Source organism: Deltaproteobacteria bacterium HGW-Deltaproteobacteria-2 (genome assembly GCA_002840505.1).
Classification (GTDB): domain Bacteria; phylum Desulfobacterota; class Syntrophia; order Syntrophales; family Smithellaceae; genus Smithella.
Genome location: PHBC01000004.1, coordinates 1 through 21,262, shown reverse-complemented (window position 1 = coordinate 21,262; position 21,262 = coordinate 1). Strand labels below are relative to the sequence as shown.

The window sequence follows — 21,262 nt, the reverse complement described above, 5'->3', positions numbered from 1 at the left end:
GCCCCCTTTTTTTATTGATTGTTACTTTTAAATTATATTATCTTAAATTGGCATTGACAAAGTCCCAGTTAATCAAATTTTGAATCACAGCGGCAAGATAATCAGGCCTCCGGTTTTGATAATCCAGGTAATAGGCGTGTTCCCATACATCAATTGTCAGGAGTGCTTTTTGACCGTGGGCAAGAGGTGTATCGGCATTTGCTGTCTTTGTTATTTTTAACTGATCTCCCTCCAGAACCAGCCATGCCCAGCCGCTGCCGAACTGAGTCGCGCCGGCATTTTTCAGCTCTTCAACAAATTTATCGTAACTTCCCCATACAGCGTTAATCTTTGCCGCGATTGCTCCGGTAGCAACTCCTCCTCCTGCTTTCTTCAGACATTGCCAGTAAAAGGAATGGTTCCATGTCTGGGCAGCATTGTTGAAGATGCCGGCTTTTGCCTGATCTTTAGCGGCAATCTTAATAATTTCTTCCAACGATTTTTGTTCAAGATCAGTGCCGGCGATTAATTTGTTTAGATTATCCACATAAGCTTTGTGATGCTTACCATAATGAAAATCCAGGGTATTGGCACTGATAAAAGGCGCTAATGCATCTTTCCCATAGGGGAGTTCCGGTAATGATATGGCCATAGTTATTCTCCTTTCTGTGTTTTTATAATGTCAGATTGTTCTTTTTATAATAGGTCGATTTTTAAGTTTGTCAAACTTAGATTGCATCTTTTTTAATTAATATTTGCAACTTTATCAATATGACTCATTTTATATTTAAGCCAGTTGATATGAATAAAGGTAAAGACAGCGAAAATCAATGATGGAAGAGCAACTTCACGGCTAAATAAAATAAGGGCAATGCCACCGGCTAATCCGCAGTCTTTCAATGTGCCCATAAGAAGAAAAGAGATAATCTTATTTTCATTACTATGGAAATAAAGTCCAATTTTCCTGATCGCAAAGGAGAAGATAAAAGTGCTGACAAGAGCAATGAAAGCGATAACAAAAAGATCGGAAGACCATCGCATAAGAAGATTTCTGCCACTTGCCGTTATAGTGTAAAATACTACAAAGTAACAGTAATCTATAATTGTTTCTTTGGATGGTTCAATTATTTTATCCCATCCTTTATCAATAACAAGTCTGGATAGGATGAGTGGCAGTAAAATCAATCCCAGTACTATAACAATTATGTTCCAATAGTTCGGAATTATATATTTTAGGAATCCCAAGCCTATTAACGGTATGATCAGCAGAGCGCCTAAATAAGCCCCGGCCAGGCTGGTAAAGACGGAATTCTTTTCAATGCGCGATAAATTGCCCAAAAGAATTATGTCTAACGAAGGCGGCATGGCGGCGATTAATATCATGCCTATCCAAAACTCCTGTTTTTGGATCAAAAAAATACTGGTCAAAATTATAAAATTTCCCAAAACAAGATAATTCATAATATTGCCTTGAATGGAAGCGGATAAAAGCGGGCCGGGGTGGCGGAAGAAACCGCGGGGAAATCTCAGCAGGGTAATGGATAAAATTATAATCAGTGCGGGAAAGATCAGTGTTTTACCGATGGGGAATCCCTGGGGCAGGGCTATACCGCAAATCAGAGCCAGCAAAAAAATTAAGTTGGAGCGGTAAAAAAGATTAGTAGAAAGAGCCATTTATTTTTTACCCCGTTAGAAAATCTCATTGCTTGCATTTGTGAGAAGCCTTGCTTCTATTTGGAGTCGTCCCGCTAAATGGCCAGAAGCCTTCTAACGGGGCAAATGCCAGATTATTTTAGCTCCGGAAATAAGCAAGAGAAAACAGATGTTAAAAATAACTATAGTTCCTCCCGCCGGTAAATTCAACAAAAAAGCGAGAATAATACCGCAAATTACTGATAAAATAGAAAAACAAGCAGCGGCTATAATGGTTTTTTTGAAGCTCATGGATAGCTGCAAAGCAGTTAGAGGCGGTAAAATCAGCATAGCTGAAACGAGCATAATGCCTGCTACTTTCATAGCTAAAACTGCTGCGACTGCCGTCAATAGAAAGAGAAGCACATTGATTCTTTTTGTTTTGATGCCCATTGTCTGGGCCAGCTCTTCGTCAAAAGTAATTGCCAAAAAATCATTATAAAAAATAACTACCGTGGCTACTGTAATTAAAAAAACAATAAATGAAAGCCAGAGTTCTGTTTGTGTTACGGTTAGAATATTGCCGAAAAGATAACTGAATAAATCAAGATTGTAACCGCCGGATAATCCGGCCAGAATAATACCTGTAGCGATTCCGAGTGAAGAGACGATGCCGATGGCCGCGTCTCCGTGGATGCGCTGGGAATGAGTCAGTTTGAGAATAGCTAGCGATGAAAGCATCACCAGGGGCAGGGCCGCCAAGGTAATATAGGCAGGACTGACTCCGATCAGGATTACAATTGCAACACTGCCAAAGGTAATATGAGCAAGTCCATCGCCAATCAGAGAGAAACGACGTAAGACAAGAAAAACTCCCAGTATGGAGGAAATGGCAGCGATCAGCATACCCGCCAAAATGGCGCGTTGAACAAATTCATAATTAAGTATATCGCCTAAGCCCATCAAACGTTGCTCTCCGCTTTATCGTGCTGATGACAGATCATATGCTGACTGGTCGATCCAAAAAATCCGGCCATATCAGGTGAAGTACAAAAATCTTCAAATGTTCCGTAAAAGATTACTTTTTTGTCAAGATAAAGAAGATTACGGGCGTACTTTCCAATAATACCTGTGTCGTGAGTAACAAGAATAATAGTAGTATCATAGGTTCGGTTCATTTCGCTGGTCAATGAATAAAAAATTTCTCTTGTTTCCGGATCAAGAGCTGTTGTTGGTTCATCGAAAATGAGTAAATCCGGTTGACTGATTAAAGCTCGCGCTAAAATTGTGCGCTGCTGTTCGCCATAAGAGAGTTCACCGATCAGACGGTCGGCAAGATGCGCGATTCCCATCATTCCCAGAGTACGCTTTAAAGCTATTGTATTTCTTTTTTTCATGCCCAATTGAACTATTTCTTCTACAGTACTGGGGAAGTGATTATTCAAGGAGCTTATTCGCTGAGGCAGATAACCGATTCTATCCCACTGGTGGAAAAAAATTAAAGGTTGACCAAAAATATTAATATTCCCCTTTTGCGGCTTCAGGATGCCCAGAATATTTTTAATCAGCGTACTTTTGCCGGATCCGTTGGGCCCGGCAATGCCCAGATAATCGCCTTTTTTTACGGTAAAGGAAATATTACTGATAGCTTCCAGGCCGTTGTAGCAGAAGGTCAAATTATCAACGTTGATGACGTTCATGGACATCGCATTCCTTTTTTTAAACTAGTCAGATTTGTTTCCATCAATGAAATAAAAGATGCACCGTTTTTAATATCCTCTTTACTTAGGTCATGCCCGTTATTGAGTTTCAGTAAACCGGCTCCTGTTTCTGCGGCAATCATTCGGGCCAGACGGGGACTAATCATGTCTTCATAATAAATATAAGGAACTTTCTGACTCTTTACTTGTTCGATCAAAGCAATCGTCTTTTGCGGCGAAGGTTCGGCATCCGCCGATATGTTATAAGCAGCAACATATTTTATATTATACCTTTTAGCCAGATAAGCGAACGCCCAGTGACCGGCGTGCAAAATTATTTTTGTTTTGCAACCGTTTAATTCTGTACGATATCGTTGGTCCAGAGCGGTTAGCTTAAGCTTGTAATCACGAGCATTTCTTAAGTAATAATCACTATTGCGAGAATCCTTTTTAATAAATGTGGCGGCAATGTTATCAACCATTTTCTGTGCGTTATCCAGGTCCAGCCAGAGATGCGGATCAAATTTGGAAATATGATTTCCATGCTCTCCACGAACTCCATCCTCTTCATTGAACGGCAGCAAGACAGCTCCGGCTCCGGTCTCTACGGCCAGCATATTGGTATTTTTTTCGGCGGCGTTGATGATTTTATATGCCCACTGTTCCATTTCAAAGTTGGTGAAAAGGAAAATATCAGCTTTGCTGACCTTTTTTATATCTTCGGGCTTTAATTCGTAATGGTGCGCGTCTGTTCCCGGTGGCAGAAGCATGGTTACTTTGATTTTATCTCCTCCGATATTGCATGCAAAATCGTAGATGGGAAAAATTGTGGCAATTACCTTTAGTTTTTTATCTCCCCTGTCTGATTCCTTTGCCGGTTGGCAGGAGGACAGAAGTAAAGATAACAAAAGGAGAAAGATAAGAGATATTTTTCTTAGAGACATGATAATATTTCCTATTTATACAATGATATTTTTGTTTTTGCTGACGTACGGCAATCGCTGCAAAGGCCGGATATATTAATTTCGATATGATCAATGCTGTAATCATCTTTATATAAAATCAGCTCCGATGCCCGTGTAAAAGATAATGGCTCCAGGCAGGTAAATTCTCCACAGTTGCGACAGCTGAAATGGGGATGCAATGGTTTTTCTAAATTGACCATTTCAAAATAATTAGCGCCGCCTGCGGAAGCAATTTCCCGGATGATACCACGTTGTCTGAAAAGAGATAAAATGCGATAAATTGTTACTTTATCAATGTTGGCTTTGTTTTCCAGCGACTGGCGAATAGTGCTTACATTAAGCGGTTTTGTTGCTTTGAGTAAAATATTCAAAACAGCAATACGCTGTGAAGTTTTAGAAAGGCCGGCGTTTTGCAAAGTAAGCAGGGCATTTTTATGATTTGAATTTATAACCATGGCGAACTATTATCAAAGATGCAACCGAGTTGCAACAATTATAAGTAGTGTCATGACAGACAATATAAAAATAACATTGACTAATCAAATTCATGCTATAAATTAATACTACATTTTAATAAGGAGGATTGTTTATGAAACCTATCGGACCGTTAATGTGGGAACATAGATTGATTGAAAAAATGCTCTCTTCGATGATGCTTCATATTGACAATATTGAAAAAAGCAAGAAAGTTAATCCTCTCATCATAGATATAGCCGTTGACTTCGTGCGCACTTACGCCGACCGCACTCATCATGGTAAGGAAGAGGAAATTCTCTTCAGAGATCTGGCCAAGAAAGATCTTACGCCGGAATTGAAAAAAATCATGCAGGAACTGCTGGACGAGCATGTTTGGGGAAGAAAGACGACGGCAGCGCTGGTTGCGGCCAAAGTAAAATATTTAGAAGGCGACAAAGACGAATTACCACGCATAATAGATTTCGCGCGGCAGTTAGGCAATTTTTATCCCAAACACATCGAGAAGGAAGACAAGCACTTCTTCTATCCCTGTCAGGAATATTTTGACAAAGATGAACAAGCCAAAATGCTTGCCGAATTCTGGGAATTCGACCGCAAAATGATTCACGAAAAATATAATAAAATATTTGACGATTACTCAAGCCTAAGCATTTAGTAATTCCAGCCCCAGAATCCGAACGCAAGAGTATTCATAATTATCGGTACGGCGTATATTATTCCAACTGTTGTTAATTTGGCTTTCATTGATTTCAGGCTAATAACTAAAATAGTAAAGCAGAAGAAGTGGAAATAGCCGAAAACGAAAATGAGCCAGACGCCTTTAAAGGATAAATACCAGAAGGGGTATTCCCACACAAGATGTCCGCCGATGTTGAGCAGGCACTCGACAAAAACACAAAAAGCGCTGTAACTTATGGCCCAGAACCATTTCTCAGGCAGGCCTAAAATTTTCTCTTTTTTGCTCTCGGATAAGGTGTGATAGTAAATAATTCCAATAATTAAAAACATGAACATGATTTCGATATTCCAGCCCACCAGTGTGCGTAGGGCTGTGTCGCCGGGCGTTGTCCAGACAGCCGAACGCTGGGTGAGATACATAACCCAGCCGTTCCATGTTTCGTTAAAGAAATCCACGCCGAAAATTGTCAGACCGGCCAGAACAGCATCCCAGTTTTTAGTTTGTTTCGCCTCTTTTATTTCCCGGGTGTAAATATAAAAGACGATAGCCATAAGTGGAATTATGTACCATTTGATCATGGAAAGATCCCTCAGTCCGCATAAAGCTTGTTGGGTTGCTTCTGTCATAGGACCTCCTTGTGTCTAAGGTGTAGTCAATATCTTATTCCTGTATTATACGACGCTTCCTATACTTCAATCAACAAAAATGATTTTCTCGTTATTTCAAATTTATAATAGAATATTATACGTTATTATAGTAATAATAATAAGCTTTTCGAACAAGGGAGGCAGACCGGCATGTATGAAAAAAAACCATGGCTTAAATATTACGGCAATGTGCCCCATGAATTGAATTTCCCAAAAATCAGCATGTATGAATCCGTTGCCCTGGCCGTCTCCGATTGTTACGACCGGGTGGCTTACGATTTCATGGGGAAAAAAGTCACCTACCTCAATTTTAAAAAACAGATCGATCAATGCGCCAACGCGCTTGCCGCCCTGGGATTGAAGAAAGGAGATCGGGTGACCATATCCATGCCCACATCACCTCCTGGAGTCGTCTGCTTTTACGCGGTGAACAAACTGGGTGCGGTCGCCAGCATGATCCACCCCCTTTCGACGGAAAGCGAGATCGAATTTTACTGCCGGGTGAGCAAAAGCCGCTTCGCCCTGACCATGGACATGTGGCTCAATACCTTCGCCCCCGCTGCCAGGCGGGCCGGCGTGGAAAAGCTTCTGATCTGCAAAATGCAGGACTATCTGCCGTGGCACTTGTCGAAACTTTACTGGCTGAAAGCCGGAAGAAAGAACCCCCCAATTCCAACAAATGACCCCATGATAGTGGACTGGAAAAAATGGGTACTGGAAACCGAACATCCTCCGGCTCTCAGGGCGAATGTCAACGCGGAAGATATGGCCGTCATTCTCTACAGCGGTGGCACCACAGGAACGCCCAAGGGCATTATGCTGTCCAATTATAACTTCGTGTCCGAAGGCCTCATGTGCGCGAACTGGGTGGGGATGAACCCGGAATACTCCGACATTCTCGCCATGCTGCCCATCTTTCATGGGTTTGGCCTCGGGGTGTGCGTGAACACCGCCCTGTCCAACGGAGGAAAGTGCATCATGGTGCCGATGTTCGATGCCAACCTGGCCGCGAAAATGATAAAAAAGAAACCCAACGTCCTTATCGGTGTCCCGACACTGTATGATGCTCTAATTAAAAACGAAAAGTTCAACAAGAGTGATCTCTCTTGCCTCTATGCTTGTTTCAGCGGCGCCGACACACTGCCCAGGGTGGTCAAGGAACGCTTCGAAAGCATCGTGGAACGGCAGGGTGGAAAGGGCGTCAAGCTCCTTGAGGGATACGGCCTGACTGAGGCGGTAACAGCAATCATGGCCATGCCCATAGGAGAATATCGCGAAGGCAGCATCGGCATTCCCTTCCCGAATATGCTGGGCAAAGTTGTGAAAAAAGGAACGACTGAAGAAGTCCCGGCCGGAGAGGAAGGCGAGCTCTGCCTGCACGGCCCGGCGGTCATGCTGGGATACCTCGACCAGCCCGAGGAGACGGCAGCAGTGCTCAAATCACATTCTGACGGCATGGTATGGCTGCACACCGGGGATATCGTTTCCATGGACGAGGCCGGGTTTTTTTATTTCAAACTGCGCGAAAAACGCATGATCAAATCTTCGGGAATGAACGTTTATCCTGCCCAGGTCGAAGGTCATCTCTACAAGCATGAAGCAGTAGCTGATTGTTGTGTTGTCGGCATACCCGACGAGGAGCAGGTCGAGCGCGTCAAGGCGTTCGTTGTGCTGAAAAAAGAATTCACCGTCAAAGCCGGGCCGGACATGGCCAAAGAACTCATCAATCACTGCCGCAAAGACCTGATTAAATGGAGTTGTCCGAGAGAAGTCGAGTTTATCGACGAACTACCGAAGACCAGAGTCGGGAAAATCGCCTATACGGAATTGCAGAAACGGGAAATTGACCGGCTTCGCACCGAGGGAAAATACACCGGTGAAAAAAACGGCTGAATAAACATTGTCTCGTTTTCTCTTACTGAAAAAATTATAAATTTTCACTTCGAAAGACTTAAATGCATAAAGGGTTGTTGAGCTCCCGGCGCGCTTCCTCCGTAAATGTTTTCAATTGCTCGGTGGGGATACCAAGATTAAGAAATGTTTGATTGATGATTTCCAGACTGGCTTCAAATTCCGGCTGAACAACATACGTCACACCTTTTTGATAAAGGGCTTTCATTTGTTCCACGCCTTCCGCACGGGCGATAATATGGATATCAGGATTTAGTTTTTGAGCTTGCGCGACAATTCCCAGCGAAACAACCGCCACAGGAGTCGTAATCAACAAAAGTTTCGCTTTGCGCAGGGCTGCGGCTTCCAGAATTGTTCTCTTGGTGGCGTCTCCGAAAATAATCGGGTATCTGCATGCTTTTACTTCCTGACTACGCCGGGAATTCTGTTCCAGAATGACAAAAGGTATACCGGAGTGGTGCAGAACATTGGCAACGTGCATGCCGACCCTTCCTCCGCCTGCGATAACGATATGATCTTTCAGACCGCTTTTCGGAAAATGTAAAGGCATAAGCTTAAGCGGTTTTATAAAACGTCTGGCAAAAGCATAAAGCGGCGCTGTCAGACCCGATATAAAAGGTGTCAACAGCATAGTAACAATTGTCATTGCCAACACTAAAGAATAGAATTCGGCGGAAATCGATTTTGTTCCGACACCGACCCTGCCAAGAATAAAAGAAAATTCTCCAACCTGCGACAGTCCTAATCCCATTGCCAGAGGAATGACATTGCGATAACCAAACGCCCGGCTTAACACGACAAAAATCAGTGCTTTGCCCAGCATAACAAGAACCACCAGAAGTGCTATCATTTGCCAGTGGGCAAAAAGAAATCCAATATCCAGCAGCATGCCGATGGATGTGAAAAACAACAAACTGAAAACATCACGCAATGGGATAATGTCGCTTAGCGCCTGATAACCATAATCTGATTCGCTAAGAATAATGCCGGCCACGAATGCACCAAAGGCGAAAGAAAGGCCGAAAATGTAAGTGCCATATCCGATACCCAAACCTATAGCAGCCGTGGCAATCAGAAAAAGTTCGCGCGAATTCCAATTCGCGATATATCTCATCAGGCGTGGAATGACTTTTGTGCCGATAAAAAATATTGCCAGAAGAAATATAGCGGCTTTAACGGCGGCAATTAGCAAAATAGAAAATCCGGATTGAATATTGTTCAACTGCGGCAGAATAATCAGCATCGGCACAATGGCCAGATCCTGGATAATCAATACACCGATCATCACGCGGCTGGAAAGCGTGCCCATCAAACCTTGATTCTCCAGAGTTTTCAAAATAATCATTGTACTGGATAGAGAAATCAAGGCTCCGAACCATACGGAAGGCGTCCATGTCCAGCCAAACAGTTGACCGATGCCAAACCCGTAAAGCATTGTCAGAATTATTTGCAGAGGTGTGCCGAATAATGCGATCGTTTTGACTGGTTTTAGTTCTCTGAATGAAAACTCAAGACCCAGCGCGAAAAGCAAAAGAGCTATACCGATTTCCGCCAGCTTTTCGATATTATTAATATCCGAAATCGTGATGCCTCCGGTATAAGGTCCCACGACAATTCCGGCCAGGATGTAACCAAGAATCAAAGGCTGTTTCAGCGTCCGGGCAATCAAACCACCTACTAACGCGGCCATAACGATAATTACAATGTCTTCAGCAATGCCCATAAGATAAATACAACACTTTATGAAAAGATTAAAATATACAACAGATTTAAAAAACTTTTTTAAGTATAGGTGAAGGTATTCCTGTGTGTCAAGGCAATAATGCTGAGAAGAATTGAATACTTGAATTAATTATGCATTACTTGTATAAGTATCCATAATTTTTCTTCGGCTGTTAATTGTTTTATAAATAATATGTTTGAAAATTTCCGGATCAATTATAAAGAAGCATAAAGGAGAAAACAAACTTTTGATATTTACCAGTAAAATAAAAATCGCCCTCATAATTTTATTAACCATTTTTATAATTGGCACCTTCGGTTTTCATTTTATCGAAGGATGGAGTTTTGTTGATTCATTTTATACTACAATTGCTACTTTATCTACGGTGGGATATGGGGATTTCTCACCGGAAACAACGGCAGGCAAATTATTTGCGGTTTTCGTAATTATTTTTGGCGTGGGCATGATGTTTTATACATTGGTCCTTTTGGCGGAGACTTTTATTGAAGGGCGTCTGCGCAATCTATTGGGGAGGGGAAAAGTGGAAAAAATAATCGACAAAATGCATAATCATTATATAATATGCGGCGGCGGTCGTATAGGTTTTTTGATTTGCCGTGAATTAATGGCGGGGAAAATGCCGTGTGTGGTCATTGATAACAGTCCGGAGGTAATTCAAAAGGCTCAGGATGAGGGTTTTATTTGCTTCAAAGGAGATGCGACACAGGATAAAATATTGATTAAAGCTGGGATCAAACGAGCTAAAGGCGTTGTTTGTGTTTTACCTTCGGACGCGGAAAATCTTTACGTTATTTTGACGGCAAAAGAACTCAATCAACAAGTGTATATTATATCCCGCTCCGAGGAAGAAGAATCAGAGCACAGGCTTCTTAGAGCGGGGGCGGATAGGGTTATGTCGCCCTACACACTGGGCGGTGTCAGGATGGCTATGGCTATTTTGCGTCCGGCTATGCTGGACTTCATTGAAATTACCACCCGCCAGCAAAGTCTGGAATTGCGCATGGAAGAAGTTTCTGTCTGTAAAAACTCACAGTTTATTTCTAAATCACTGGAAGATTCAGGAATACGCAAGCGTTATGGACTGATAATTGTTGCCGTGAAAAAGGATTCCGGAAAGATGATTTTCAATCCTATGGCCAATTATATTATTGCCGAAGGCGACAGGTTAATCGCAATGGGTGAAGATGAAAATGTAAAACAGTTTTCTGAAGAGTGTCTGGCATAAAAAAGGAGTAAATCATGAAAGTAAACAAATTATACTATTTATGGAAATGGATATTTCTGGTTTCTATTTTCATTTTTACGGGCTGCGTCGGTCCCAGTCTCTACAGCGTTAATATATACTACGATGCGGAGCAGGCTGCTATCCCTGCATATTTAAAGGCCGACAAAACCTCTAGCGCCATTATTTCCGTTGCTGAATTTACCGATACGCGTCAGATGGACGACCGGCTTGTAATTGGACGTGTGACGGAGTCAGACGGAACAAAAGTATTGCTATTGCCCAAGAATGTCAAAGCAACAAAGGCTGTAGCCAATGGCATAAAAGAATATTTAAGAAAGGCTGGATATAAAGTTCCCGATAAAATTGAACAATGGAATTTAAAGGAACAAAACATGCCGCAGGGAATCGCCAATATACTTATCGGTGGCAATATAGAGGAGTTGGAGATTTCCTGCCTTAAAGGATTTCCTACAAACTCCTGCAAAGCCAATATAAAATTAAATTTTGTTTTCGCCGATGTGACTAAGGGCAAAATATTTTATGAAGGTAAAGTGGAAAGCAATTATTCAAAGGAATATGCTCTATTTTCTGAAGAAGTTCTGGGAGAACAGGCAGGCATTGCTCTTGGTGATGCCATTGAAAAATTATTTACAGAAAAAATGGTAGCACAGAAGCTTAAAGAAGCTATTGCTCATTAGAAATATAATCTAGCAATACGTGAGGGGGCTTGCCCCCTCACGTATTTTATTTACAAGGTGTTTACTGTAATCCCAGCATGCCTCGGCGGAGCGATTCGCATCCGTGCGAGGGCTTATCGATGATCCATATTCCGAAAAGATATTTTTTGAACTCAAGGCCTTCAATTGTTGTTTTCAGTGTGCCGTCACGATAGATATAAGTTCCCTCACCGGGTACATAGATCAAATCGAAGATACTTCCTTTTTTTATCTTGTCCTTAAACGCGTCGCACAGCATATCGATTTTGGTCTTTATGGGGGCCGTGTTTCCGTTGGTGGTGCGTTCAAAGCCGGCTCTGGTTGCACTGATAAAAGTACCGGAACTGATGAGGTGGGAAACGATGTTTATCCTTATGGCCATAGGTTCATCGGCCTCCAAAATAGCGGTATAGTTGCTCTGTTTTTTTGTCAGATACAGCGCTGCCACGTACATATCTAAAAATGCCTTTGTCCGAATGCCGGAGCCGTTGAATATTATGTTCGTTTTACCGGCTTTTAAAGTGTCAGGGAAATCGACACCATTGCTGGTAATGGCATAACAGGGCAGGGCTAAAGATAAGGTCAATAGTAGCGTAATTAATAATTTTTTCATAATATCCTCCAAAAAAATATTTTATAGTATACCCCTGTTTTTTGTTGCAGGGTATTCTCTCAAAATTTTTTAAATGCGGTACTCAAAACGTAAAATGAATTTTCACAGGAGATAAAACAGAATTAACGCAAAATCTTATATTGAACTGCAAAAACCGCTTGTAAATTAGTAACAAAAATATCTATTAATGTAAAGAAGAATTAACCATCATTAGGCTTAATGATCACCTTAATCGATTTTCTGCCATCTGTAACCAATTGAAAACCTTTGACAATTTTTGCTAAAGGAAGCCGGTGCGTAATCATGTCGTCCACGACAATATGGCGCCATTCTATTAATTTCATTGCTTCGACAATATCCGGTGGCCCGCAATAATAAGAAGTGAGAATTGTAATTTCCTTCATCCAGAAATCATTAACCGGAACAACCACTTTTTTATCCGGTCCGGGAACAGCAAAGAACACGACAACTCCGCCCTTATCCACGCATTTCCATGCCTGCTCCACCGCCGAATCAGCTGAGGCGCATAAAAAGACGACGTCGGCTTTTTTACAGCTTTCTTTTACTAATTGCTTTGAAATATCATCCGCCGCATTGATGGTAATATCGGCTCCCATTTGTTTGGCAATTTCCAGTTTTGTTTGGTTGATGTCGGCGGCGATTATCCTGCATCCTTTTGTTCGGGCCAGTTTAACGTTAAGCAAACCGGACATTCCGCAACCGATGACCAAAACGGTTTGCCCCTTTTTTACGCCGGCCAGCCTTTGCGCTCTCACCACGCAGGCCAGAGGCTCGATAAAGGTGCTTTGATCAAAGGAAATGTCTTGAGGAAGCAGATAAGTTCCGTTTTCTATTAAAATCTCCGGAACAAGAATATATTCGGCAAAGCCACCGGGAAGGCGTTCTTTAACTTCTGAACATTGAGGGTAGTGCCCATTCCGGCAATAAGAACATTTCATGCAGGGCACTTTGGGAGCGATAAAGACACGGTCACCCGGTCGATATTTCTTTACTGATTTACCGACAGCAACAACTTCAGCGCCTATTTCATGTCCCTGCACCAGCGGCGCTCGCGGAAGGCGATACCATTCTACAATATCGCTGCCGCAGATGCCGCAGGAAATAACCTTGACCAGCATCTCCTTTTGCTTCGGCTTTGGAGTCGGCACATTTTTGATACGGATATCTTTATTATTATACCAGAGAGCGACTTTCATTTTTAATGAGACCCAAACTTCAGAAACAAAGTGCGCTGAAGTTTGTTGATCGAATTATCCCGCAAGCTTCAAGCGCTGCGGGGTTCGGATTAATATTTCATCCTTTTGATCTTTTCAAAGTCTTGAAAAGCTCAAAAGCCTTTTTAGGAGTCTCGTTGTTGTGAACGATAGCACGCACGGCTTGAATCATGGCAATCGGCGCATCTGACTGGAAAATATTACGTCCCATATCCACACCGGCGGCACCTTTTTGAACGGCATTATAGGCCATGGTCAGGGCTTCCAACTCCGGTATCTTCTTGCCGCCGGCCATGACAATCGGCACAGGGCAGGAAGCTGTTACGGTTTCGAAACCTTCATCTATATAATATGTCTTAATGTAGTGGGCGCCAAGTTCCGCGCAAATTCTACAAGCCAGACGAAAATATTTCGCATCGCGGGCCATATCCTTTCCTACAGCCGTGACCGCGAGAGTGGGAATTCCATAACGGTTACCGATATCAACCATTTTGGTCATGTTGATGATAGACTGTCTTTCATATTCACCGCCGATAAACACCTGTACAGCCATGGCGCAGACATTTAAACGGATGGAGTCTTCGATATCAACAGCGATTTCTTCATTAGAGAGTTCCTTGAGAATGCTGGCACCTCCGGAAACCCGCAGTACGATAGCCTGAGAAGAGGAAGGTGGTATCACACTGCGGAGAATTCCCCTTGTCAGCATGAGGGTATCCGCATAAGGCGCTAAAGGAAGGATATTAATATCAACCCTTTCCAGGCCGGTCGTTGGTCCCTGGAAATAACCATGATCTATTGCCAGCATAACTGTCCGGCCGGAGACTGGATTAAATATCCTGGCCAGTCTGTTTTTCATTCCCCAATCCAGAGAGTTCGATCCTTTGAGAAAAAATCCCTGTGTTTGCTGAGGCATATCGCAATGAAACATTTTGGCTTCTTTGATTCCATCCGCATCCGGCATATCTTGTGCTCTCCTTTCTTCTTAAAGAAGTTGGTTTAGTCTTTGTCTTATTTGATGCAATCTTGCATATTTTTTAAAATTCGTCAATTTTGCTTTAGGAAGGAATCTTGTCGGCAGACAAGAAAGTATAAAATTATACTCAGGCGTTACGGGAATATTGCGTTTGAACAGGTCTTGCTTTTAGGAAATAGATGTTTAAACTATGGTAAATAACTTTTTCCTGTTGCGAGAAGTAGAATCAAAATTAAAGAGATGAATATTTAGATAAAGTAGAAAGGAGTCAAAGATAATGAAAAAATTATTTTTCTTTATTCTTTTGTCGTTCTTACCAATCCTGGTCGCAGGTTGTTGTCCTTATGGGCCAATGCGCGAATGGGGAAACGGATATATGATGAACTATGGTTACGGATACGGAGGTATGTTTATGTGGTTAATATTTTTAATCGTTCTAGGTATAGCGATTTATTTTATAATTCAGACTTTGAAAGCTAAGAATGTTGTTGGTTCGGAGCAGGAAACGCCTCTGAATATTCTTAAAAAACGATATGCCAAGGGCGAGATTAACAAAGAGGAATTCGACCGGATGAAAAAAGATTTGGAATAGCGCTTATGGATTTTGAACGTTGTTTTGCCGTAAGGTTTATTTCTGATCTTTAATACCAAGAGATTCGCAAAGTATCTCCGCTGGATCCAGGGCGGTTATACCGGAGAGCCCACTTAGTTGCATCCGGCAGGAACCGCAATCCGCAACAATATTTTCAGCTCCGGAATTTTTGATTATAGAGACAGCCCTGTTACCAATCTTTATGGCCGTGAACTCGTTTTTTTCTTTAAAGCCGTAACTGCCGGAAAGTCCGCAGCAGGTGTCATCAAAAATTTCACATTCCAAACCTGGGATCAATGACATAAGTTTCTGGGCCGGATAACCGATTCTTAGTGCTCTGAGATGACAGGGAATGTGATAGGCTACTTTACGCTTTACTTTTTCAAATTCAGGTTTGGAGTATCCTTCATCAATGAGTTTGATAACATATTCATGAAGATTATAGCTGCTTTCGGCTATTTTTTTACCCTGCGGAATTTCCATAATACCGGGGTAATCATGAAGAAGGCAAAGTCCGCAGGAAGTGCACGTATAAACAATATCATAGCCGGCATCTATGTAGTCGGATAATGAAGAGGCATTTTTTTGCGCGAAGTATCTGGCCAGCGCCAGATTTCCATTCCCCAACGCGGGTAGTCCGCAACACCACTGCGGCGGCAGGACAACATCCACATTCATGGCGGCAAGAAGGCGGACAATTTTTTTCCCAATATCAGGACGGTAGAAATTTATAAAACATCCGTAAAAAAAGGCGACTTTTTTTATGTTTTTACTCAAAATCTTTTTCTCTTTGCTCATTGTCCGGAAACTGAATTTGGGGAAGGGCAGGTATGTTGATATTCCTATTTTACGCATAAAATTCTTGCCCAGTTCCATAGAAGCAACTTTGTTTGCTATCGGAGCCGTAAAAGAACCGAGAGTGCTTAAATAATAATTGTTGGCAAAAAGCAAATAAGCCGCAGTCTGTGGATGTTCCTTGCCGTATCTCTGCTGCTCCCGGAGAATAATTTGTGCCGGTTCCACACCGCACGGACAGGCCATTTCACAGCGTTTGCATTGGCTGCACAGGAAAACCCATTCATCCTGGACTTTTTCCTTTTCCGACCGGAAACGCTGAGCGTCAGGTCCGGCTTGTTTCGGCCCCGGGAAATCAGGATTCACCCTGAAGACGGGACAATTTTCCACACAAATTGTGCAGCGTATGCAATGTTCATAGGTCATGAGACAAATACTCCGCACAGGACTTTGCCGCTGTATGGGCTGTCGCCAGAGCCAGACCATGACCGCAGCCGTTTTTCAGTATTTGAGTGTTGGCGAGAATTCCACCGCAAAGGAATATATTCTCCCAGGGAGAATCAACCGGACGCATAGATGAATCAACAATGATGCCTGCTCTGCCTATACCATGATTCAAAGAAAAATAATCGTTATCGAACCAGGTTTCGCGCGGGCCGGAAATGTGTACAGGCAGATTAAACACATTTTCCACGATACCATCACGCATGGCAGTTAAACCGCCGCCGACAAAAGAACCTGTGCTTAGAATAAAAGCTCTGGCATTAATGCTGTTAGGTCTTCCTTCAGAGTATGTAGTCACTGCTTCAATGAGATTCCCTGTTTTTTCTGATCCAATTACCGGCCATGCCCAGTAAATAGTGCCGCCTTTTTTACGGAAATATTTTTTCAAAGCGTTAAAAAGTCTTCTTCCGGGCATAGAGGGAGGAATAGTCGGGATTTCAAAGACAGGCTTAGCCATGAGAGTCGCTATAGCGTTAACAATTTCACTTGCCGATTCCAGACCGATAACGGCCGGCAAACCGATTTTGTCTTCATCAATATGAAGCTTGTCCATCCATACGATAAATCTTTCAAAGAAATTTTTATCCTCGAAACGGGAGGCGATACCCATGATGGAGTAAACACCGGCATCGAATACTGAGAAATTGGTATTCTTGCGTCTTGATACAATATATCCGGGATAAAAATCTTTCAGCCCTTTGAAAGTTACGATATGAACACTGTCTGTGTTATTCTGGGGCGCCGCTTCCATTGTTGAGGGTACAAGGCAGGAAGTTTTATAAGTGCCCAGAGCGGAAACAACAAAACGGTTTTTTTCGATAGAACCCGTGTATGGCAAACCCATATCCTTCATTGCTGTTTGGAAATAATTCAAAGACTCCCTGATAATCTTTTCGTCAACAAGGTGAAAAGGATGTTCGGGTGGTAGTTCTTTGATGCCCGGCAGGGGATTGTCGGTGCGGGAACAGACATCAACGCAGCCGGTGGAAAGACAGGCGGTTGGTTCTCCGGTGGTAACCAGGGCAACTTTGAAACCGCGTTCGGAAAGAAGTGCTCCGGCGGTAAGACCACCCACACCCGCTCCGATGATAACAACATCATATTCGATAACGCTCATTCGGATTTCTCCATGGCCAGAATTCCCAGATATATATATTCCACCAGTTGTTCTTCGCGGAGTTGATCACCCCAGAGAGCATGCCTGATTCCTCTATAACGGCGTTGGAGAAAACTGCGCAGTATTTCCATGGATTGTTCGGGTGATATAACGCTCATATCATTCATTATGCCGAGCGCGCGGAAAGTACAAAAACCTCCCTGACACGGTCCCATGCCCAGGCGCGTCCGATGCTGAATATCGCCTACATTGCGCGTTGAGGTTTGTTTGATTATTCTTTCTACATCCTGTCTGGTAACGAGTTCACATTCACATACTATATTTTTTATATCGGCGAGGCGTTTGGAGAGAGGGTAGCCGCTCAATTCCTCCTGCCCGTCAAGTGGTATTTCTGCAGTTTCGCAATGTTTTTTGAGATTAAAAGAAACCATGATGGTATCAACCATCTTTTCTGCCATCAGTCTGAAAGTCGAAAGCTTTCCTCCCACAATGCTGTATAAGCCGTTTTCGTGATTGATAATCTGAAAGCCGCGGGAAATCTCATGGCTGTCTGTTTTACCGGATTTGAGCAGGGGCCGTACGCCGGAAAACGCCCGGATAATACGGGTATTATTGAAATGAGGAATCATTTTTCCTGCTTCGCCGATTATGGTGTCCACTTCATCGGATGCAGTATCTATTTTGTCCGGGTCTTCCACGGCAAGCGATGTTGTTCCGGCCAGACAAACAGCTTCATTGGGCACTACGATGTCGCCGTCTGCCGGTTGTCTTAATCTGTTAATTACCATATTGGTCAGACGATGATTCGTGATGACCAGAGATCCTTTGACCAGAGTCATCGGCACTTCACAGCCGGCAAGAGACGCAACCATGTTAGCCCATGCACCGGTTGCGTTTACGATAATATTGCCGTGAATTTCTTTGATAGTTCCTGTGGTCTGATCGATAGCTTTGATGCCGATACAACGGCCGTGTGATTTGATAATTTCCGTAACCTTATGTCGCGTGAAAATAATACCGCCCTGAAGCTGAGAAGTTCGAATATTGAGCAGGCAAAGGCGGAACGGATCAATAGAACAATCTGGTACTTTAATAGCCTCTTCGATTTCCCGATTCAGGTTGGGCACTAGTTCAAAAGCTTTGGTTGAAGAGATAGATTCTGCGGGAATCCCGACGTTTTCACAACCTCTGAGAAATACTTCCCGGAAACGTTTGGAATCGCCGGGCAGGCGAACAAAAAGTCCTCCTGTTTGTTCGACGCATTTTTTACCGATTTTCCCGAGTATAATATTTTCTTCGTAACATTCGCGGGCAGCCTGCGGGTCGGTAACCGCATATCTTCCTCCGCTGTGAAGAAGACCATGGCAGGCACCTGTGGCTCCCGCCGCAAAGTCGCCCTTTTCCACAAGACAATGAGGAATGCCGCGCAATGCCAGATCTCTGGCGATCCCGCATCCAGTCGCTCCACCACCGATTATTATCACATCCGTTTTAATCATTTTTATTTATTTTTCGTTGTCCTTAAACATTGAACGTAGAACATTGAACTTTGAACATTTGTTATGCCTCCGTTTCCCAGTGCCTTGCACGCTCGACGGCTTTTTTCCAGCCATCATAGAGCGCCTGTCTTTTATCTTCACTCATTGCCGGATTAAATCGACGATCTATCTTGCGTCTTTGAGCAATCATGGATTGATCCTTCCAGAAGCCCACCGCCAAACCCGCCAGATAGGCCGCGCCCATTGCCGTGGTTTCAATAACTTTTGGCCGTTCCACGGGAACGCCCAAAATATCCGACTGAAACTGCATTAGAAAATCATTGGCACAGGCGCCGCCGTCCACGCGCAGTTCACATAAATCCAATCCGCATTCATTGCGCATTAGTTCCAGAACATCCCTGGTTTGATAGGCAATGGATTCCAGTGTCGCGCGGATAATATGATTTCTTGTCGTTCCCCGGGTCAATCCCAGAATCGCGCCGCGCGCATACATATCCCAGTAAGGAGCGCCCAGGCCGACAAATGCTGGAACAACGTAAACACCGAGTGAATCTTCAACCCTTGTCGCAAAATACTCGCTGTCTTTTGCATCATAGATGAGTTTCATGCTGTCGCGCAGCCACTGGATGGCGGCGCCGGCAACAAAAATGCTTCCTTCCAGTGCGTATTCAACCTTGTTGTTTATTCCCCAGGCGATGGTGGTCAAAAGGCCGTTTTTCGAATGAACAAGCTTTTCACCCGTCAGCATCAGCATAAAGCAGCCTGTGCCGTATGTATTTTTAACCATGCCCGGAGTATAGCAGGCCTGTCCGAAAAGGGCCGCCTGCTGATCACCAGCGTCTCCGGCTATGGGTATTTCCACTCCAAACAGCCGGGCATCCGTATAACCGTAAACCTCACTGGAAGGCTTTACTTCCGGTAACATTGACACCGGAATGTCCAATTCTTTTAATATTTTTTTATCCCATTTCAGTTCTTTGATATTATAAAGCATTGTGCGGGAAGCATTGCTGTAGTCGGTCACGTGAACTTTCCCTTTTGTCAGATTCCAGATCAGCCACGTATCGATAGTGCCGAAAAGCAGCTCGCCGTTTTGTGCTTTTTTTCTGACCCCTTCAACATTGTCGAGTATCCATTTTACTTTAGTCCCCGAGAAATAAGCATCTACGACCAATCCTGTGTTTTCCCTTATATAATTTTCTAATCCCTTAGATTTTAATTCGTCGCATATTCCTGCTGTGCGGCGGCACTGCCAGACAATAGCATTGTAAACAGGCTTTCCCGTTTGTCTATCCCAAACCACCGTTGTTTCGCGTTGATTTGTTATGCCGATGGCGGCTATTTCATTCGGAGCAATGGCGGTAGTAGCTAGAATTTCGCTAATAACTCCACTTTGCGATCCCCATATTTCCATCGGATCATGCTCTACCCATCCAGCTTTAGGATAGATTTGCGTAAATTCTTTTTGTGCTTTGCCCGCAACATTTCCATTACGGTCATATAAGATAGCACGTGAGCTGGTAGTTCCCTGATCAAGAGACAAAATATATGATTTTTTCATATTCGTACTCCTAACAATTAGGATGGTGATGGTCATGCAGGTGCTGCCAGTATTGCATAATGCTTTGTATTTGCAAATAAAAAAGTGACCACCATTCCCGAACAAATGATGTCATAACCAAGCTTAAGATATTGCCAATGAAAGAAAAATTAATAATTGTTTCTTTTAATAAATGTTGGTATCAACTTTTTGGGGGGAATTACGTGATAAAATGCTGCTCGATAAGTGATTGAAAAATAAAGATAAAAACTTATTCAGTAATAATATAAAAATAATTTAATTTTTTTCTTGACACATTCGTAAAGAGGGAGTAAAAGTCCGCTTCTGTTCGATTGAAGTTTTTTGAAATTAAATTGAAATTTTCAATAGGTTCACCGGTAGTATAATTCTTAGGTATCGGATACTTCCAATTATAACGGGTTGAACATTAAAGTTTTTTGAAATCGATATTGACAAAAGAATCTAGCTGCTTAAATTTTAAGTACAGACTCTTTTTTAAATATGGCTCTTTGGAAATTGAATAGTGGGAAAATGAATTTGTGGGTCCAAACAAATTTTATTTGAGATATAACGCGAGAAAAAAGAAAGAGAAATCTTTCTTCTAGGATTAAAACTGGAGAGTTTGATCCTGGCTCAGAACAAACGCTGGCGGCGTGCCTAACACATGCAAGTCGTACGAGAAAGTCCGCTTCGGT

20 protein-coding genes and 1 rRNA gene are annotated in these 21,262 nt (G+C 42.8%); 6 read left to right on the top strand and 15 right to left on the bottom strand.

What is annotated here, in order from left to right; genetic code table 11:
* Window positions 1-37: 37 nt before the first annotated feature.
* From CVU62_10155 to CVU62_10130, 6 genes are all read right to left on the bottom strand, one after another.
* Entirely contained in the window at window positions 38-631 is a 594-nt protein-coding gene (locus CVU62_10155; GenBank protein PKN37344.1) for a superoxide dismutase [Fe], read from the bottom strand.
* Window positions 632-723: 92 nt separating this feature from the next.
* Window positions 724-1,653: a hypothetical protein gene (locus CVU62_10150; GenBank protein PKN37343.1), complete on the bottom strand. Its 930-nt coding sequence runs from the start codon at window positions 1,651-1,653 to the stop codon at window positions 724-726.
* A gap of 93 nt (window positions 1,654-1,746) precedes the next feature.
* Window positions 1,747-2,574, bottom strand: coding sequence for an ABC transporter (locus tag CVU62_10145; GenBank protein ID PKN37342.1), 828 nt, complete (start codon window positions 2,572-2,574; stop codon window positions 1,747-1,749).
* Window positions 2,574-3,317 carry an ABC transporter ATP-binding protein gene (locus CVU62_10140; GenBank protein ID PKN37341.1) on the bottom strand — a complete coding sequence of 248 codons (744 nt, stop codon included), beginning with the start codon at window positions 3,315-3,317 and terminating at the stop codon, window positions 2,574-2,576. Before CVU62_10140 ends, CVU62_10145 begins: the two co-directional genes overlap by 1 nt.
* Window positions 3,308-4,255, bottom strand: coding sequence for a zinc-binding protein (locus tag CVU62_10135; GenBank protein PKN37340.1), 948 nt, complete (start codon window positions 4,253-4,255; stop codon window positions 3,308-3,310). The genes CVU62_10140 and CVU62_10135 overlap by 10 nt, the downstream gene beginning before the upstream one ends.
* An 11-nt stretch (window positions 4,256-4,266) precedes the next feature.
* Window positions 4,267-4,731 carry a hypothetical protein gene (locus tag CVU62_10130; protein ID PKN37339.1) on the bottom strand — a complete coding sequence of 155 codons (465 nt, stop codon included), beginning with the start codon at window positions 4,729-4,731 and terminating at the stop codon, window positions 4,267-4,269.
* A gap of 134 nt (window positions 4,732-4,865) precedes the next feature.
* On the opposite strand from CVU62_10130, the gene CVU62_10125 reads away from it, so the two are divergent.
* A complete protein-coding gene (locus tag CVU62_10125; protein ID PKN37338.1) occupies window positions 4,866-5,408 on the top strand; it encodes a cation-binding protein in 543 nt (180 codons plus the stop codon).
* Here CVU62_10125 and CVU62_10120 read toward each other — a convergent pair.
* Window positions 5,405-6,058: a hypothetical protein gene (locus CVU62_10120; protein PKN37337.1), complete on the bottom strand. Its 654-nt coding sequence runs from the start codon at window positions 6,056-6,058 to the stop codon at window positions 5,405-5,407. The genes CVU62_10125 and CVU62_10120 overlap by 4 nt on opposite strands.
* 171 nt (window positions 6,059-6,229) lie before the next feature.
* Between CVU62_10120 and CVU62_10115 the strand changes: the two genes are divergently transcribed.
* Window positions 6,230-7,972 carry a hypothetical protein gene (locus CVU62_10115; GenBank protein ID PKN37336.1) on the top strand — a complete coding sequence of 581 codons (1,743 nt, stop codon included), beginning with the start codon at window positions 6,230-6,232 and terminating at the stop codon, window positions 7,970-7,972.
* A 58-nt stretch (window positions 7,973-8,030) separates the two neighbouring features.
* On the opposite strand, the gene CVU62_10110 is transcribed toward CVU62_10115, so the two are convergent.
* A complete protein-coding gene (locus CVU62_10110) occupies window positions 8,031-9,713 on the bottom strand; it encodes a portal protein (protein ID PKN37335.1) in 1,683 nt (560 codons plus the stop codon).
* 196 nt (window positions 9,714-9,909) lie between these two features.
* On the opposite strand from CVU62_10110, the gene CVU62_10105 reads away from it, so the two are divergent.
* Both CVU62_10105 and CVU62_10100 read left to right on the top strand, forming a co-directional pair.
* A complete protein-coding gene (locus CVU62_10105; protein ID PKN37334.1) occupies window positions 9,910-10,959 on the top strand; it encodes a potassium channel protein in 1,050 nt (349 codons plus the stop codon).
* Between the two features lie 14 nt (window positions 10,960-10,973).
* Window positions 10,974-11,657, top strand: a complete 684-nt coding sequence (locus tag CVU62_10100) for a hypothetical protein (protein ID PKN37333.1) — start codon at window positions 10,974-10,976, stop codon at window positions 11,655-11,657.
* 61 nt (window positions 11,658-11,718) lie between these two features.
* On the opposite strand, the gene CVU62_10095 is transcribed toward CVU62_10100, so the two are convergent.
* The 3 genes from CVU62_10095 to CVU62_10085 form a co-directional block, all read right to left on the bottom strand.
* On the bottom strand, window positions 11,719-12,288 hold the full coding sequence (locus CVU62_10095) for a chalcone isomerase (protein PKN37332.1): 570 nt from the start codon (window positions 12,286-12,288) through the stop codon (window positions 11,719-11,721).
* A 200-nt stretch (window positions 12,289-12,488) separates the two neighbouring features.
* Window positions 12,489-13,505 (bottom strand): alcohol dehydrogenase, encoded by a 1,017-nt coding sequence (locus CVU62_10090; GenBank protein ID PKN37331.1) that lies wholly within the window; start codon window positions 13,503-13,505, stop codon window positions 12,489-12,491.
* Between the two features lie 97 nt (window positions 13,506-13,602).
* The gene (locus CVU62_10085) at window positions 13,603-14,487 is read right to left on the bottom strand and encodes a 3-hydroxy-5-phosphonooxypentane-2,4-dione thiolase (protein PKN37330.1); all 885 of its coding nucleotides are present in this window, start codon (window positions 14,485-14,487) and stop codon (window positions 13,603-13,605) included.
* Between the two features lie 391 nt (window positions 14,488-14,878).
* Here CVU62_10085 and CVU62_10080 point away from each other — a divergent pair, with 391 nt between their 5' ends.
* Window positions 14,879-15,091, top strand: a complete 213-nt coding sequence (locus tag CVU62_10080; GenBank protein PKN37440.1) for an electron transporter RnfE — start codon at window positions 14,879-14,881, stop codon at window positions 15,089-15,091.
* 36 nt (window positions 15,092-15,127) lie between these two features.
* On the opposite strand, the gene CVU62_10075 is transcribed toward CVU62_10080, so the two are convergent.
* The 4 genes from CVU62_10075 to glpK all read right to left on the bottom strand — a co-directional run bounded on the left by CVU62_10075 (window position 15,128) and on the right by glpK (window position 20,567).
* Window positions 15,128-16,372, bottom strand: a complete 1,245-nt coding sequence (locus tag CVU62_10075) for an anaerobic glycerol-3-phosphate dehydrogenase subunit C (protein PKN37439.1) — start codon at window positions 16,370-16,372, stop codon at window positions 15,128-15,130.
* The gene (gene glpB / locus CVU62_10070) at window positions 16,302-17,507 is read right to left on the bottom strand and encodes an anaerobic glycerol-3-phosphate dehydrogenase subunit B (protein ID PKN37329.1); all 1,206 of its coding nucleotides are present in this window, start codon (window positions 17,505-17,507) and stop codon (window positions 16,302-16,304) included. Before glpB ends, CVU62_10075 begins: the two co-directional genes overlap by 71 nt.
* Window positions 17,504-19,006 carry an anaerobic glycerol-3-phosphate dehydrogenase subunit A gene (locus tag CVU62_10065; GenBank protein ID PKN37328.1) on the bottom strand — a complete coding sequence of 501 codons (1,503 nt, stop codon included), beginning with the start codon at window positions 19,004-19,006 and terminating at the stop codon, window positions 17,504-17,506. Before CVU62_10065 ends, glpB begins: the two co-directional genes overlap by 4 nt.
* Window positions 19,007-19,067: 61 nt before the next feature.
* Window positions 19,068-20,567: a glycerol kinase gene (glpK, locus tag CVU62_10060; GenBank protein ID PKN37327.1), complete on the bottom strand. Its 1,500-nt coding sequence runs from the start codon at window positions 20,565-20,567 to the stop codon at window positions 19,068-19,070.
* Window positions 20,568-21,177: 610 nt separating this feature from the next.
* Here glpK and CVU62_10055 point away from each other — a divergent pair.
* A 16S ribosomal RNA gene (locus tag CVU62_10055) occupies window positions 21,178-21,262 on the top strand; the annotation flags it as partial.

Coding starts and splice junctions, on each gene's coding strand:
- CVU62_10155 (PKN37344.1), bottom strand. CDS start 631: ATGGCCATATCATTACCGGAACTCCCCTATGGGAAAGATGCATTAGCG.
- CVU62_10150 (PKN37343.1), bottom strand. CDS start 1,653: ATGGCTCTTTCTACTAATCTTTTTTACCGCTCCAACTTAATTTTTTTG.
- CVU62_10145 (PKN37342.1), bottom strand. CDS start 2,574: ATGGGCTTAGGCGATATACTTAATTATGAATTTGTTCAACGCGCCATT.
- CVU62_10140 (PKN37341.1), bottom strand. CDS start 3,317: ATGTCCATGAACGTCATCAACGTTGATAATTTGACCTTCTGCTACAAC.
- CVU62_10135 (PKN37340.1), bottom strand. CDS start 4,255: ATGTCTCTAAGAAAAATATCTCTTATCTTTCTCCTTTTGTTATCTTTA.
- CVU62_10130 (PKN37339.1), bottom strand. CDS start 4,731: ATGGTTATAAATTCAAATCATAAAAATGCCCTGCTTACTTTGCAAAAC.
- CVU62_10125 (PKN37338.1), top strand. CDS start 4,866: ATGAAACCTATCGGACCGTTAATGTGGGAACATAGATTGATTGAAAAA.
- CVU62_10120 (PKN37337.1), bottom strand. CDS start 6,058: ATGACAGAAGCAACCCAACAAGCTTTATGCGGACTGAGGGATCTTTCC.
- CVU62_10115 (PKN37336.1), top strand. CDS start 6,230: ATGTATGAAAAAAAACCATGGCTTAAATATTACGGCAATGTGCCCCAT.
- CVU62_10110 (PKN37335.1), bottom strand. CDS start 9,713: ATGGGCATTGCTGAAGACATTGTAATTATCGTTATGGCCGCGTTAGTA.
- CVU62_10100 (PKN37333.1), top strand. CDS start 10,974: ATGAAAGTAAACAAATTATACTATTTATGGAAATGGATATTTCTGGTT.
- CVU62_10095 (PKN37332.1), bottom strand. CDS start 12,288: ATGAAAAAATTATTAATTACGCTACTATTGACCTTATCTTTAGCCCTG.
- CVU62_10090 (PKN37331.1), bottom strand. CDS start 13,505: ATGAAAGTCGCTCTCTGGTATAATAATAAAGATATCCGTATCAAAAAT.
- CVU62_10085 (PKN37330.1), bottom strand. CDS start 14,487: ATGCCGGATGCGGATGGAATCAAAGAAGCCAAAATGTTTCATTGCGAT.
- CVU62_10080 (PKN37440.1), top strand. CDS start 14,879: ATGAACTATGGTTACGGATACGGAGGTATGTTTATGTGGTTAATATTT.
- CVU62_10075 (PKN37439.1), bottom strand. CDS start 16,372: ATGGTCTGGCTCTGGCGACAGCCCATACAGCGGCAAAGTCCTGTGCGG.
- glpB (PKN37329.1), bottom strand. CDS start 17,507: ATGAGCGTTATCGAATATGATGTTGTTATCATCGGAGCGGGTGTGGGT.
- CVU62_10065 (PKN37328.1), bottom strand. CDS start 19,006: ATGATTAAAACGGATGTGATAATAATCGGTGGTGGAGCGACTGGATGC.
- glpK (PKN37327.1), bottom strand. CDS start 20,567: ATGAAAAAATCATATATTTTGTCTCTTGATCAGGGAACTACCAGCTCA.